The organism is Kosakonia sp. AG348, assembly GCF_003337365.1.
Classification (GTDB): domain Bacteria; phylum Pseudomonadota; class Gammaproteobacteria; order Enterobacterales; family Enterobacteriaceae; genus Kosakonia.
In genome coordinates this window covers 525,200-539,130 of the sequence record NZ_QPJR01000001.1, presented here as the reverse complement: position 1 = coordinate 539,130, position 13,931 = coordinate 525,200, and the positions used below count along the sequence as shown (strand labels likewise).

Annotated in this window: 11 protein-coding genes; 10 read left to right on the top strand and 1 reads right to left on the bottom strand. The window is 54.5% G+C overall.

From position 1 onward, the window contains the following. The first annotated feature begins 103 nt into the window (after positions 1–103). From sdhC to sucD, 8 genes are all read left to right on the top strand, one after another. Positions 104–508 (top strand): succinate dehydrogenase cytochrome b556 subunit, encoded by a 405-nt coding sequence (gene sdhC / locus DFO56_RS02755; RefSeq protein WP_017455937.1) that lies wholly within the window; start codon positions 104–106, stop codon positions 506–508. Further along, positions 502–849: a succinate dehydrogenase membrane anchor subunit gene (gene sdhD / locus DFO56_RS02750; RefSeq protein WP_020457051.1), complete on the top strand. Its 348-nt coding sequence runs from the start codon at positions 502–504 to the stop codon at positions 847–849. Before sdhC ends, sdhD begins: the two co-directional genes overlap by 7 nt. Next, on the top strand, positions 849–2,615 hold the full coding sequence (gene sdhA / locus DFO56_RS02745) for a succinate dehydrogenase flavoprotein subunit (protein WP_020457052.1): 1,767 nt from the start codon (positions 849–851) through the stop codon (positions 2,613–2,615). Before sdhD ends, sdhA begins: the two co-directional genes overlap by 1 nt. A 15-nt stretch (positions 2,616–2,630) precedes the next feature. Continuing rightward, positions 2,631–3,347 (top strand): succinate dehydrogenase iron-sulfur subunit, encoded by a 717-nt coding sequence (locus DFO56_RS02740; RefSeq protein ID WP_017455940.1) that lies wholly within the window; start codon positions 2,631–2,633, stop codon positions 3,345–3,347. 376 nt (positions 3,348–3,723) lie between these two features. Next, positions 3,724–6,531 carry a 2-oxoglutarate dehydrogenase E1 component gene (gene sucA, locus DFO56_RS02730; RefSeq protein WP_045509043.1) on the top strand — a complete coding sequence of 936 codons (2,808 nt, stop codon included), beginning with the start codon at positions 3,724–3,726 and terminating at the stop codon, positions 6,529–6,531. Between the two features lie 14 nt (positions 6,532–6,545). Next, complete coding sequence (gene odhB / locus DFO56_RS02725) at positions 6,546–7,766, top strand: 2-oxoglutarate dehydrogenase complex dihydrolipoyllysine-residue succinyltransferase (protein ID WP_020457054.1); 1,221 nt, start codon at positions 6,546–6,548, stop codon at positions 7,764–7,766. Between the two features lie 103 nt (positions 7,767–7,869). Beyond that, complete coding sequence (gene sucC / locus DFO56_RS02720; protein WP_017455943.1) at positions 7,870–9,036, top strand: ADP-forming succinate--CoA ligase subunit beta; 1,167 nt, start codon at positions 7,870–7,872, stop codon at positions 9,034–9,036. Then, positions 9,036–9,905 carry a succinate--CoA ligase subunit alpha gene (gene sucD, locus DFO56_RS02715; protein WP_020457055.1) on the top strand — a complete coding sequence of 290 codons (870 nt, stop codon included), beginning with the start codon at positions 9,036–9,038 and terminating at the stop codon, positions 9,903–9,905. The genes sucC and sucD overlap by 1 nt, the downstream gene beginning before the upstream one ends. Positions 9,906–9,978: 73 nt before the next feature. Here the strand turns inward: sucD and DFO56_RS02710 are convergent, their stop codons facing one another. Beyond that, a complete protein-coding gene (locus DFO56_RS02710; RefSeq protein ID WP_045509045.1) occupies positions 9,979–10,416 on the bottom strand; it encodes a helix-turn-helix domain-containing protein in 438 nt (145 codons plus the stop codon). Positions 10,417–10,504: 88 nt separating this feature from the next. Here DFO56_RS02710 and DFO56_RS02705 point away from each other — a divergent pair, with 88 nt between their 5' ends. Together DFO56_RS02705 and cydA are read left to right on the top strand one after the other, a co-directional pair. Then, positions 10,505–11,701, top strand: a complete 1,197-nt coding sequence (locus DFO56_RS02705; protein WP_045509046.1) for an MFS transporter — start codon at positions 10,505–10,507, stop codon at positions 11,699–11,701. Between the two features lie 650 nt (positions 11,702–12,351). After that, on the top strand, positions 12,352–13,920 hold the full coding sequence (cydA, locus tag DFO56_RS02700) for a cytochrome ubiquinol oxidase subunit I (RefSeq protein WP_020457058.1): 1,569 nt from the start codon (positions 12,352–12,354) through the stop codon (positions 13,918–13,920). Positions 13,921–13,931 lie beyond the last annotated feature (11 nt).

Here is a 13,931-nt window from a genome sequence, read left to right as displayed (position 1 = left end):
TCGTTTAGCATCTGGAAGCTAATTTTTTGCATGACGAGCAGTTATAGAAAAGGACGCTGTCTGACCCGCACGCAGACCGGAGGAAGGAAACTATAAGAATAGCATGTGGGCGTTATTCATGATAAAAAATGTGAAAAAACAAAGACCTGTCAATCTGGATCTGACAACAATTCGGTTTCCTGTTACGGCTATAGCTTCCATTCTCCACCGCGTTTCCGGCGTCATTACTTTCGTGGCGGTTGGCATTCTGCTGTGGTTATTGGGCCTGTCGCTGTCGTCCGAAGAGGGCTTCCTGACCGCCTCTGCCATCATGAGCAGCTTTTTCGTTAAATTCATTTTCTGGGGCATCCTGACAGCGCTGGCTTATCACGCTGTGGGCGGTATTCGCCATATGTTAATGGATTTTGGCTGGCTGGAAGAAACCTTCGAAGCGGGAAAGCGTTCCGCTAATCTCTCTTTTGCAATCACTGTCGTGCTTTCAATTCTCGCAGGAGTCCTCGTATGGTAAGCAACGCCTCCGCATTAGGACGCAACGGCGTACATGATTTTATTCTTGTCCGTGCTACTGCCATCGTCCTGACGTTATACATCATCTATATGGTCGGTTTTTTTGCCACGCACGGCGATCTGACCTGGGTGGTATGGACTGGGTTTTTCTCCTCCGCTTTCACGAAAGTCTTCACGCTGCTGGCGCTGTTTTCGATTCTGATCCATGCCTGGATTGGCATGTGGCAGGTGTTGACCGACTACGTTAAACCGCTGGCTGTGCGCCTGGTTCTGCAACTGGCTATCGTCGTTGCACTCGCGGCTTACGTGATTTATGGATTCGTTGTGGTGTGGGGTGTGTAATGAAACTGCCAGTCAGAGAATTTGATGCTGTTGTTATTGGTGCCGGTGGCGCAGGTATGCGCGCGGCGCTGCAAATTTCCCAGAGCGGGCAAACCTGTGCGCTGCTCTCTAAAGTCTTTCCAACCCGTTCTCACACCGTATCTGCGCAGGGCGGTATTACCGTTGCGCTGGGTAATACCCATGAAGATAACTGGGAATGGCACATGTACGACACGGTAAAAGGTTCCGATTACATCGGTGACCAGGATGCCATTGAATATATGTGTAAAACCGGCCCGGAAGCGATTCTTGAGCTGGAACATATGGGGCTGCCGTTCTCCCGTCTCGATGATGGCCGTATCTATCAACGCCCGTTTGGCGGCCAGTCGAAAAACTTCGGCGGCGAGCAGGCGGCGCGCACGGCAGCCGCAGCGGACCGCACCGGTCATGCGCTGTTGCACACCCTTTATCAGCAAAACCTGAAAAATCACACGACGATCTTTTCCGAGTGGTACGCGCTGGATCTGGTGAAAAACCAGGATGGTGCCGTGGTGGGTTGTACCGCACTGTGCATTGAAACCGGTGAAGTGGTCTACTTCAAAGCGCGTGCAACCGTGCTGGCGACCGGCGGCGCGGGCCGTATTTACCAGTCCACCACCAACGCACATATCAATACTGGCGACGGCGTGGGTATGGCGCTGCGCGCAGGCGTACCGGTGCAGGATATGGAAATGTGGCAGTTCCACCCGACCGGTATCGCGGGCGCGGGTGTGCTGGTAACGGAAGGTTGCCGCGGTGAAGGCGGTTACCTGTTGAACAAACATGGCGAGCGCTTTATGGAGCGTTATGCGCCAAACGCCAAAGACCTGGCGGGTCGTGATGTGGTGGCGCGTTCCATCATGATCGAAATCCGTGAAGGTCGCGGCTGTGACGGCCCGTGGGGCCCGCACGCGAAACTGAAACTCGATCACCTGGGTAAAGAGGTGCTGGAATCGCGCCTGCCGGGGATCCTTGAACTGTCGCGCACCTTCGCACACGTCGACCCGGTGAAAGAGCCGATCCCGGTCATCCCGACTTGCCACTATATGATGGGCGGTATTCCGACCAAAGTTACTGGCCAGGCGCTGACGGTGAACGAGAAGGGCGAAGATGTCGTCATTCCGGGGCTGTTTGCCGTAGGTGAAATTGCCTGCGTATCCGTACACGGTGCTAACCGTCTGGGCGGAAACTCGCTGCTGGATCTGGTGGTGTTCGGTCGCGCGGCAGGTCTGCATTTACAAGAGTCGATCGCCGAGCAGGGCGCGCTGCGCGATGCCAGCGAGTCTGATATCGAAGGTTCCCTTGAGCGCCTCAACCGCTGGAACAACAACCGCAATGGCGAAGATCCGGTCACCATTCGTAAAGCGCTGCAAGAGTGTATGCAGCATAACTTCTCGGTCTTCCGCGAAGGCGATGCGATGGCGAAAGGGCTTGAGCAACTGAAAGTGATCCGCGAACGTCTGAAAAACGCCCGTCTGGACGATACCTCCACCGAATTTAACACCCAGCGCGTTGAGTGCCTGGAGCTGGATAACCTGATGGAAACCGCGTATGCAACGGCGGTCTCCGCAAACTTCCGTACTGAGAGCCGTGGCGCACACAGCCGCTTCGACTATCCGGATCGTGACGACGAAAACTGGCTGTGCCATTCCCTGTATCTGCCAGAAACGGAGTCCATGACGCGTCGCAGCGTCAATATGGAACCGAAACTGCGTCCGGCATTCCCGCCGAAGATTCGTACTTATTAATGCGGAGACAGGATAATGAAACTCGAATTTTCGATTTATCGCTATAACCCGGACGTTGATGACGCGCCGCGCATGCAGGATTACACCCTGGAGGGCGAAGAAGGGCGTGACATGATGCTGCTGGATGCGTTAATGCAGCTGAAAGAAAAAGATCCTACGCTGTCGTTCCGCCGCTCCTGCCGTGAAGGGGTGTGTGGTTCAGATGGTTTGAACATGAACGGTAAGAATGGTCTGGCGTGTATCACCCCGATTTCCGCTCTGGGCAACGGCAAACAGAAGATTGTGATCCGTCCTCTGCCTGGTCTGCCGGTAATCCGCGATTTGGTGGTGGACATGGGACAATTCTACGCCCAATATGAGAAGATTAAGCCTTACTTATTGAATAATGGGCAAAATCCGCCAGCAAGAGAGCACTTACAGTCACCTGACCAGCGTGAAAAACTCGACGGTTTGTATGAATGTATTCTCTGCGCTTGCTGCTCGACATCTTGCCCGTCGTTCTGGTGGAACCCGGACAAATTTATCGGCCCGGCCGGTCTGCTGGCGGCGTACCGTTTCCTGATCGATAGCCGCGATACGGAAACCGATAACCGTCTGGAAGGGTTAAGCGATGCTTTCAGCGTATTCCGCTGCCACAGCATTATGAACTGCGTCAGTGTATGCCCGAAAGGGCTGAACCCGACGCGCGCCATCGGCCATATTAAGTCGATGTTGTTGCAACGAAGCGCATAAATGTCAGTGCCGGATGGCGCTGACGCGTATCCGGCCTACATTAATAGTGATGTTTTTTTTGCCCGGCAGCGTTAGCGCCGCCGGGTAACAAGGAAGCAGGAAACCTTTAAAAACCGCCACAGTAGACATAATCGAGATGTCTGGTGCGAGACAAGGCGGCAACTGAGCGCATCCCTGGGAGCATAGTCAACGATGTGACCAGGGTAAGCAAAGGTAGCCAACGCAGTCGCAGCCCGGACAGCGAAGATTAGGCAGTTTTTAAAGGTTCCTTCGCGGGCCACCAAGAGCCCGCAAGTGAACCCTGGGACGTGCGCTAACGGGTGTACGTCGTAGTTATCCACGGCGAAGTAAGCATAACAATGCTTAAGGGATCACGATGCAGAACGGCGCAATGAAAGCCTGGCTGGACTCTTCTTACCTCTCTGGGTCTAACCAGAGCTGGATAGAACAGCTCTATGAAGACTTCTTAACCGATCCTGACTCGGTAGATGCAAACTGGCGTTCTATGTTCCAGCAGTTACCGGGCACCGGAGTCAAACCGGATCAGTTCCACTCCAAGACGCGTGATTATTTCCGTCAGCTGGCGAAAGATGCTTCACGTTACTCTTCCTCTATTTCCGACCCCGACACCAATGTGAAGCAGGTTAAAGTCCTGCAACTTATCAACGCATACCGTTTTCGTGGTCATCAACATGCGAACCTCGATCCGCTGGGATTGTGGCAGCAAGAGAGGGTTCCCGATCTCGATCCGGCTTATCACGATCTGACGGAAGCCGATTTCCAGAACAGCTTTAACGTGGGGTCTTTTGCGATTGGCAAAGACACCATGCCGCTGGGCGAATTGATTAACGCACTGAAAGAGACCTATTGCGGTTCGATCGGTGCGGAATATATGCATATCACCAGCACCGAAGAGAAGCGCTGGATCCAGCAACGCATCGAATCAGCAGCCGGTAAATCCAGCTTCAGCAGCGAAGAGAAAAAACGCTTCCTGACTGAACTGACGGCCGCAGAAGGTCTTGAACGTTATCTGGGCGCGAAATTCCCCGGTGCGAAACGCTTCTCGCTGGAAGGCGGCGATGCGCTGGTGCCGATGCTCAAAGAGATGATCCGTCATGCGGGCAAGAGCGGTACCCGTGAAGTGGTGCTGGGTATGGCGCACCGCGGACGTCTGAACGTACTGGTTAACGTGCTGGGTAAACAGCCGCAGGATCTGTTTGACGAATTCGCCGGTAAACATAAAGAACACCTCGGCACCGGCGACGTGAAATACCACATGGGCTTCTCGTCCGACGTGGAAACGGAAGGCGGCCTGGTACACCTGGCGCTGGCGTTTAACCCGTCACACCTCGAGATTGTCAGCCCGGTGGTTATCGGTTCCGTTCGTGCGCGTCTTGACCGCCTTGACGAACCGAGCAGCAATAAAGTGCTGCCAATCACCATTCACGGCGACGCCGCCGTTGCGGGCCAGGGCGTGGTGCAGGAAACCCTGAACATGTCGAAAGCACGCGGCTACGAAGTGGGTGGCACGGTGCGTATCGTCATTAACAACCAGGTGGGCTTCACCACCTCGAACCCGCTGGATGCGCGCTCTACGCCATACTGTACCGACATCGGTAAGATGGTGCAGGCGCCGATTTTCCACGTTAATGCGGACGATCCGGAAGCCGTGGCGTTCGTCACTCGCCTGGCGCTCGACTTCCGTAATACTTTCAAACGCGATGTCTTTATCGACCTGGTGTGCTACCGCCGTCACGGCCACAACGAAGCCGACGAGCCGAGCGCAACCCAGCCGCTGATGTACCAGAAAATCAAAAAACACCCGACGCCGCGCAAAATCTACGCCGATCGCCTGGAGCAGGAAAAAACCATTACGCTGGAAGATGCCACCGAAATGGTAAACCTGTACCGCGATGCGCTGGATGCGGGTGAGTGTGTGGTCGCCGAATGGCGTCCGATGAATATGCACTCCTTTACCTGGTCGCCGTACCTCAACCACGAGTGGGATGAGAGCTACCCGAACAAGGTGGAAATGAAGCGCTTGCAGGAGCTGGCAAAACGCATCAGTACGGTGCCGGAAGCCATCGAAATGCAGTCCCGCGTGGCGAAGATTTACGCTGACCGCCAGTTGATGGCGAGCGGCGAGAAGTTGTTCGACTGGGGTGGCGCAGAAACACTGGCGTATGCCACGCTGGTGGATGAAGGGATTCCGGTACGTTTGTCCGGTGAAGACTCCGGCCGCGGCACCTTCTTCCATCGCCATGCGGTGATCCACAACCAGGCGAACGGTTCTACCTATACGCCGCTGAGCCATGTACACAATTCGCAGGGGGCGTTCCGCGTGTGGGACTCCGTGCTCTCCGAAGAAGCGGTACTGGCGTTTGAATATGGGTATGCCACGGCAGAACCGCGCACGCTGACCATCTGGGAAGCGCAGTTCGGCGATTTCGCCAACGGCGCGCAAGTGGTTATCGACCAGTTCATCAGCTCCGGCGAGCAGAAATGGGGCCGTATGTGTGGCCTGGTGATGCTGCTGCCGCACGGTTATGAAGGCCAGGGCCCGGAGCACTCCTCCGCGCGTCTGGAGCGTTATCTGCAACTGTGTGCTGAGCAAAATATGCAGGTCTGCGTGCCGTCTACCCCGGCGCAGGTTTACCACATGCTGCGTCGCCAGGCGCTGCGCGGTATGCGTCGTCCGCTGGTGGTGATGTCGCCGAAGTCGCTGCTGCGTCATCCGCAGGCGGTTTCCACGCTGGATGAGTTGGCGAACGGCACCTTTATGCCGGCGATTGGCGAAGTGGATGATCTTGATCCGCAAGGCGTTAAGCGCGTGATCCTTTGCTCCGGTAAGGTCTATTATGATCTGCTGGAACAGCGTCGTAAAAACGACCAGAAAGATGTCGCGATTGTGCGTATCGAACAGCTTTACCCGTTCCCGCACCAGTCGGTGCAGGAAGCGCTGAAACCTTACGCTCACGTACATGATTTTGTCTGGTGCCAGGAAGAGCCGCTTAACCAGGGCGCCTGGTACTGCAGCCAGCATCATTTCCGTGATGTGATTCCGTTTGGGGCCGCTCTGCGTTATGCAGGTCGCCCGGCCTCCGCCTCTCCGGCGGTGGGATACCTGTCCGTTCACCAGAAACAGCAACAAGATCTGGTAAATGACGCGCTGAACGTCGATTAATTAAAGGATAAATAATGAGTAGCGTAGATATTCTTGTTCCCGATCTGCCCGAGTCCGTTGCTGACGCGACCGTTGCGACCTGGCACAAAAAACCAGGCGATAGCGTACGACGCGACGAAGTGTTGGTCGAAATCGAAACTGACAAAGTGGTACTGGAAGTACCGGCGTCGGCAGACGGTATTCTGGACGCGGTGCTGGAAGATGAAGGCACCACTGTGACCTCCCGCCAGATCCTGGGCCGCCTGAAAGAGGGCAACAGCTCTGGTAAAGAGAGCAGTGCCAAATCTGAAGAGAAAGAGTCCACGCCGGCACAGCGCCAGCAGGCCTCGCTGGAAGAGCAAAACAATGACGCACTGAGCCCGGCGATCCGTCGCCTGCTGGCTGAGCACAACCTCGAAGCCAGCGCTATCAAAGGCACGGGCGTTGGCGGTCGTATTACACGCGAAGATGTTGAGAAACATCTGGCGAAAGCACCGGCGAAAGAGGAAAAACCAGCTGCTGCTCCGGCGAGCGCCCCGGTGGCACCGCTGGCTGGCCGCACCGAAAAACGCGTGCCGATGACCCGTCTGCGCAAACGCGTTGCCGAGCGTCTGCTGGAAGCGAAAAACTCTACCGCCATGCTGACGACGTTCAACGAAGTCAACATGAAGCCGATTATGGATCTGCGTAAGCAGTACGGTGACGCGTTTGAAAAACGTCACGGTATCCGCCTGGGCTTTATGTCTTTCTACGTGAAAGCAGTGGTTGAAGCGCTGAAACGCTACCCGGAAGTGAACGCATCCATCGATGGCGATGACGTGGTTTACCACAACTATTTCGATGTCAGCATGGCGGTTTCCACGCCGCGTGGTCTGGTAACACCGGTGCTGCGCGATGTCGATACGCTGGGCATGGCGGATATCGAGAAGAAAATCAAAGAGCTGGCAGTGAAAGGCCGTGACGGCAAACTGACCGTTGACGATCTGACTGGCGGTAACTTCACCATCACCAACGGTGGGGTGTTCGGTTCGCTGATGTCTACACCGATCATCAACCCGCCGCAGAGCGCGATCCTCGGCATGCACGCCATTAAAGATCGCCCGATGGCGGTTGATGGCAAGGTTGAGATCCTGCCGATGATGTACCTGGCGCTCTCTTACGATCACCGTCTGATTGACGGTCGCGAATCCGTTGGTTTCCTGGTAGCCATCAAAGAGCTGCTGGAAGATCCGACTCGCTTGCTGCTGGACGTCTAGTGTCCTTAGCCCGGCGACGTCCGTTGCCGGGCCACTATAACGAACACCTGCTTTGTAGGCCGTCATCCGGCGTGACAAATTAAATGAAGGATGGATAGAACACATGAACTTACACGAGTATCAGGCGAAACAACTGTTTGCCCGGTCAGGTCTGCCGACTCCGGTTGGTTACGCCTGTACTACCCCGCGTGAAGCCGAAGAAGCGGCATCCAAAATCGGTGCAGGCCCTTGGGTGGTTAAATGCCAGGTCCATGCCGGCGGCCGTGGTAAAGCGGGCGGCGTAAAAGTCGTCAACAGCAAAGAAGATATTCGCGCCTTCGCGGAAAACTGGCTGGGCAAACGCCTGGTGACCTACCAAACAGACGCGAACGGCCAGCCGGTAAACCAGATTCTGGTTGAAGCGGCAACCGATATCGACAAAGAGCTGTATCTGGGCGCGGTGGTTGACCGTAGCTCTCGCCGTGTCGTGTTCATGGCCTCCACCGAAGGTGGCGTGGAAATCGAGAAAGTGGCGGAAGAGACCCCGCACCTGATCCACAAAACCACCATCGACCCGCTGACCGGCCCGATGCCGTATCAGGGGCGTGACCTGGCGTTCAAACTGGGTCTGGAAGGCAAGCAGGTTCAGCAATTCACCAAGATTTTCATGGGGCTGGCGACCATTTTCCTTGAGCGCGATCTGGCGCTGATTGAAATCAACCCGCTGGTTATCACCAAACAGGGCGATCTGATCTGCCTCGACGGCAAACTGGGTGCTGACGGCAACGCTCTGTTCCGCCAGCCGGAACTGCGCGAAATGCGCGACCAGTCGCAGGAAGATCCGCGCGAAGCGCAGGCGGCGCACTGGGAACTGAACTATGTTGCACTGGATGGCAACATCGGCTGTATGGTCAACGGCGCAGGTCTGGCGATGGGCACCATGGACATCGTGAAACTGCACGGTGGCGAACCGGCGAACTTCCTGGATGTGGGCGGCGGCGCGACCAAAGAGCGCGTGACCGAAGCGTTCAAAATTATCCTTTCCGATGAGAACGTGAAAGCGGTACTGGTTAACATCTTCGGCGGTATCGTGCGTTGCGACCTGATCGCTGACGGTATCATCGGCGCGGTAGAAGAAGTCGGTGTTAACGTACCGGTGGTTGTGCGTCTGGAAGGTAACAATGCTGAACTGGGCGCGAAACGCCTGGCGGACAGCGGCCTGAATATTATTGCAGCGAAAAGTCTGACGGATGCAGCACAGCAGGTTGTTGCCGCAGTGGAGGGGAAATAATGTCTGTTTTGATTGATAAGAACACCAAAGTTATCTGCCAGGGCTTCACCGGAAGCCAGGGGACTTTCCACTCCGAGCAGGCAATTGCCTATGGCACCCAGATGGTTGGCGGCGTTACGCCAGGCAAAGGCGGCACCACGCACCTTGGCCTGCCGGTGTTTAACACCGTGCGCGAAGCGGTTGAAGCAACTGGCGCGACGGCTACCGTGATCTATGTTCCGGCACCGTTCTGCAAAGACTCGATCCTCGAAGCCATCGACGCGGGCATTAAACTGATTATCACCATTACTGAAGGTATTCCGACGCTGGATATGCTGACGGTGAAAGTGAAGCTGGACGAAGCTGGCGTGCGCATGATTGGCCCGAACTGCCCGGGTGTTATCACCCCAGGCGAGTGCAAAATCGGTATCATGCCTGGCCATATTCATAAGCCTGGTAAAGTCGGTATTGTTTCCCGTTCCGGTACGCTGACCTATGAAGCGGTTAAACAGACCACGGATTACGGTTTCGGCCAGTCCACCTGTGTAGGCATCGGCGGTGACCCGATCCCGGGTTCAAACTTTATCGATATCCTGAAACTGTTCCAGGAAGATCCGCAGACCGAAGCGATTGTAATGATCGGTGAGATCGGCGGCAGCGCGGAAGAAGAAGCTGCGGCGTATATTAAAGATCATGTGACCAAACCGGTTGTGGGTTATATCGCTGGTGTGACCGCGCCGAAAGGCAAACGTATGGGCCACGCAGGCGCCATCATTGCCGGTGGTAAAGGCACTGCAGATGAGAAATTCGCTGCTCTGGAAGCGGCGGGTGTGAAAACCGTACGTAGCCTTGCCGATATCGGCGAAGCGCTGAAATCTGTTATCAAATAAAACCTCATTGCTCCTCCATGTAGGGGAGCAAGTATCCTTTCGACATGGTTGGCCGCTCCCGTAGCGGCCTTTTTTATGGCTGCAGTTTACGTACCTGCGTGTTTGCCGCACTAAGGATACGCCCGTCTGCCGCCTGCGGTTGCATCGGCGGAATGACTTCGCCGCTTTGGCTATCAATCAACACGGAATGCGGCTCGTTCGGCGCGAAAAGATACTGTTCGCCCCACTGGCGTAGCGCCACGACCACCGGAAACAGCGACTCGCCTTTTTTGGTCAGCACATACTCCTGATACGCCGTGCCGTCTGACGCTGGCTGCGTGGTGAAAATACCCGCTTCCACCAGTTTGCGTAGCCTGTCGGTAAGAATATTGCGCGCCACGCCAAGACCTCGCTGAAAATCGCCAAAACGTCGCGCGCCATCAAAAGCGTCACGCACGATAAGGAGTGCCCAGCGATCGCCAATCAAATCGACAGAACGCGCGACGGGGCAAGGTTGAGTATTCAGTGGCATGGTGAATCTCCGGTTAGCATTCTGGTTGCATTTTAAAACTGGTTTATCTACCCTTCAACTAGTTTCGTTTTGCAACCAGGATGGAAGTATGAATAAAAACGCACAGGCAACGCCGCGCAGTGTCATCGCCCTGTTTGCCGTGGCCAGCGGTCTATGTGTGGCGAATGTCTATTACGCACAGCCGTTGCTGGATGCACTGGCACAGAGCTTTGCTATTAGCCAGGCAGCTGTCGGCGGCGTGGTGACGGCGACGCAAGTGGGATCGGCGCTGGCCTTACTGCTGTTGGTGCCATTAGGCGATCTTGTTGAGCGACGTCGGTTATTGTTGGTGCAGTTGCTGGCGCTGGTGGGTGCGCTCGCCGCTGTCGCGCTGGCACAATCGGCAGCGGTGTTGCTTGCCGGCATGTTGGCAACAGGGTTGCTGGGCACGGCAATGACACAAGGGTTGATTGCCAGCGCAGCCAGCATTGCTAATGAACAGGAACGGGGCAGGGTAGTGGGTGCGGCGCAAGGCGGCGTTTTTATCGGCCTGCTATTAGCGCGAGTTTTTGCCGGTGTTATTAGCGATTTAGCGGGCTGGCGCGCGGTTTATGGCGTCTCGGCATCGCTGATGCTGGTGTTATTGCTGCTGCTCTGGCGGCGGTTACCTGTTATGCGCAGCGCGATGATTTCTGTCAGTTGGTTACGTTTGATGGCCTCAATGCTGGGTCTGTTACGCACGGATCGCGTATTGCAAATCCGTGGTGTGCTGGCGTTGTTGATGTTTGCCGCTTTTAATATTTTCTGGAGCGCAATGGTGCTGCCGTTAAGTACCGCACCGTTTGGTTTCTCCCATACGGTAATTGGCTTGTTTGCCTTGGTGGGCGTTGCGGGCGCGCTGGTAGCGGCAAAAGCCGGGCGCGAAGCAGATCGCGGCAATGCGCAGCGCACGAGTTTACTGGCGCTCCTCTTGTTGCTGCTGGCCTGGTGGCCGCTATCACAGTTACAACACTCTCTGGCGTTATTTATCCTCGGCATTGTTTTGCTCGATCTTGGCGGCCAGGCGCTGCATGTTACCAACCAGAGCCTGATTTTGCGTACCCATGCCTCGCAACACGGCAGACTGGTGGCGTTGTATATGCTGTTTTACGCTCTCGGCAGCGGACTGGGTGCCATGGCAACGACGGCGATTTATGCTGTTTTCGGCTGGCAGGGGGTTTGCTTGCTTGGCGCAGCAGTAACGTTGCTGGCGCTTATCGTCTGGGGGGCAACCCGGCGCTGGATGCTTGTCAGTAATAACCTGTAAAATAAAAGGGTATTAATGCCCCAGGAAATATAACGAATAATCACTGCGCGGTGTTAAGTATGATAATCGCGAAAGTGAAATAATTGTAAAATAAACAAGATAATCATCCGCTCTAATTTTACGCCCCCTTTAAGTTGCCGCGGTTGTCTCATTTTTTACATGAATGATAAACGTTAAATAAAGTCGCCATTATTTATCTTTACCCGCCGATTGATAACCATGAATGGCGTTAAAATGAACATGTTGTTAACAATGTTTTTACTGTGATTCTACACCGGATACAAAATTAACAATGCTGAATAAAATTGATTTAAATCAATATTTAAAAGCTTGGAAAAGATGCTGAAAATCGTTAAATTGTCGCCGATCAAATTGGTGCAAAAGTGGTAAATTCGCTATAAATTGATCACTGTCGAAAAACGTAAAACTAACTCAATAAAAACCTTTTTATTGTAAGGGGTTTGCGGAGTAATATATTCGAGAGATCAATTCGAGTTTTTTATTAACCTGGTTGTAACTTTTTTCATTCATTGTCACGCTTTATGTGACGTGAATAAAACAGTGCAGCAATTTTGTATTGGGGCATGCGTGTGAACCTTCGCTAACGGGGTTTACTCTCGGAGTCTTCATGCGATGAGCAAGGAGTCATAATGTTAGATATAGTCGAACTGTCGCGCTTACAGTTTGCCTTGACCGCGATGTACCACTTTCTGTTTGTGCCACTGACGCTCGGTATGGCGTTCCTGCTGGCAATTATGGAAACGGTCTACGTCCTCTCCGGCAAACAGATTTATAAAGATATGACCAAGTTCTGGGGCAAGTTGTTTGGTATCAACTTCGCACTGGGCGTGGCTACCGGTCTGACGATGGAGTTCCAGTTCGGGACTAACTGGTCTTACTATTCCCATTATGTTGGGGATATCTTCGGTGCGCCGCTGGCCATTGAAGGTCTGATGGCCTTCTTCCTCGAGTCTACGTTTGTAGGTCTGTTTTTCTTCGGTTGGGATCGTCTGGGCAAAGTACAGCACATGGCAGTGACCTGGCTGGTGGCTCTTGGCTCCAACTTGTCCGCACTGTGGATTCTGGTGGCAAACGGCTGGATGCAAAACCCGGTTGCTTCTGATTTCAACTTTGAAACCATGCGTATGGAGATGGTGAGCTTCGCCGAACTGGTACTTAACCCGGTAGCGCAGGTGAAATTCGTTCACACTGTTGCGTCTGGTTATACCTGCGGTGCCATCTTTATCCTCGGTATCAGCTCCTACTATCTGCTGCGCGGTCGCGACATCGCTTTTGCTAAACGCTCCTTCGCTATTGCTGCCAGCTTCGGTATGGCCGCAGTGCTGTCTGTTATCGTGCTGGGTGACGAATCCGGTTACGAAATGGGTGACGTGCAAAAAACCAAACTGGCTGCGATTGAAGCCGAATGGGAAACCCAGCCTGCACCGGCGGCGTTTACCCTGTTTGGCGTGCCGGACCAGGATAAGCAAGAGAACAAATTTGCTATCCAGATCCCATACGCGCTGGGCATCATCGCCACCCGTTCTGTTGATACGCCGGTTATTGGTCTTAAAGATCTGATGGTGCAGCACGAAGAGCGCATCCGTAACGGTATGAAAGCGTATCAGTTGCTGGAGCAACTGCGCGCAGGTTCTACTGATCAGGCCCTTCGTGACCAGTTCAATAACATCAAGAAAGATCTTGGTTATGGCCTGCTGCTGAAACGCTATACGCCGAATGTGGCAGACGCGACCGAAGCGCAGATCAAGCAAGCGACCAAAGACTCCATCCCGCGCGTTGCGCCGCTGTACTTCGCGTTCCGTATAATGGTGGCCGCTGGCGTGCTGATGCTGCTGATTATCGCTGCCTCTTTCTGGACCGTGATTCGTAATCGCATCGGTGAGAAAAAATGGCTGCTGCGCGCTGCGCTGTATGGCATCCCGCTGCCGTGGATTGCTATTGAAGCGGGCTGGTTTGTTGCCGAGTACGGCCGTCAGCCGTGGGCGATTGGTGAAGTGTTGCCGACCGCGGTTGCGAACTCATCGCTGACTGTTGGCGATCTGCTGTTCTCCATGATTCTGATTTGCGGCCTTTATACGCTGTTTATGGTGGCGGAAGTGTTCCTGATGTTCAAATTTGCTCGCCTTGGGCCGAGCAGTCTGAAAACAGGTCGCTATCACTACGAGCAGTCCACCGTGGCTTCTCAGCCGGCACGCTAAGACAGGAGTCG

Bases quoted from the DNA above. Each gene is read 5' to 3' on its own strand.
- DFO56_RS02740 (WP_017455940.1), top strand. From the start codon at position 2,631: ATGAAACTCGAATTTTCGATTTATCGCTATAACCCGGACGTTGATGAC.
- DFO56_RS02705 (WP_045509046.1), top strand. From the start codon at position 10,505: ATGAATAAAAACGCACAGGCAACGCCGCGCAGTGTCATCGCCCTGTTT.
- sucA (WP_045509043.1), top strand. From the start codon at position 3,724: ATGCAGAACGGCGCAATGAAAGCCTGGCTGGACTCTTCTTACCTCTCT.
- sucD (WP_020457055.1), top strand. From the start codon at position 9,036: ATGTCTGTTTTGATTGATAAGAACACCAAAGTTATCTGCCAGGGCTTC.
- cydA (WP_020457058.1), top strand. From the start codon at position 12,352: ATGTTAGATATAGTCGAACTGTCGCGCTTACAGTTTGCCTTGACCGCG.
- odhB (WP_020457054.1), top strand. From the start codon at position 6,546: ATGAGTAGCGTAGATATTCTTGTTCCCGATCTGCCCGAGTCCGTTGCT.
- sucC (WP_017455943.1), top strand. From the start codon at position 7,870: ATGAACTTACACGAGTATCAGGCGAAACAACTGTTTGCCCGGTCAGGT.
- sdhC (WP_017455937.1), top strand. From the start codon at position 104: ATGTGGGCGTTATTCATGATAAAAAATGTGAAAAAACAAAGACCTGTC.
- sdhD (WP_020457051.1), top strand. From the start codon at position 502: ATGGTAAGCAACGCCTCCGCATTAGGACGCAACGGCGTACATGATTTT.
- sdhA (WP_020457052.1), top strand. From the start codon at position 849: ATGAAACTGCCAGTCAGAGAATTTGATGCTGTTGTTATTGGTGCCGGT.
- DFO56_RS02710 (WP_045509045.1), bottom strand. From the start codon at position 10,416: ATGCCACTGAATACTCAACCTTGCCCCGTCGCGCGTTCTGTCGATTTG.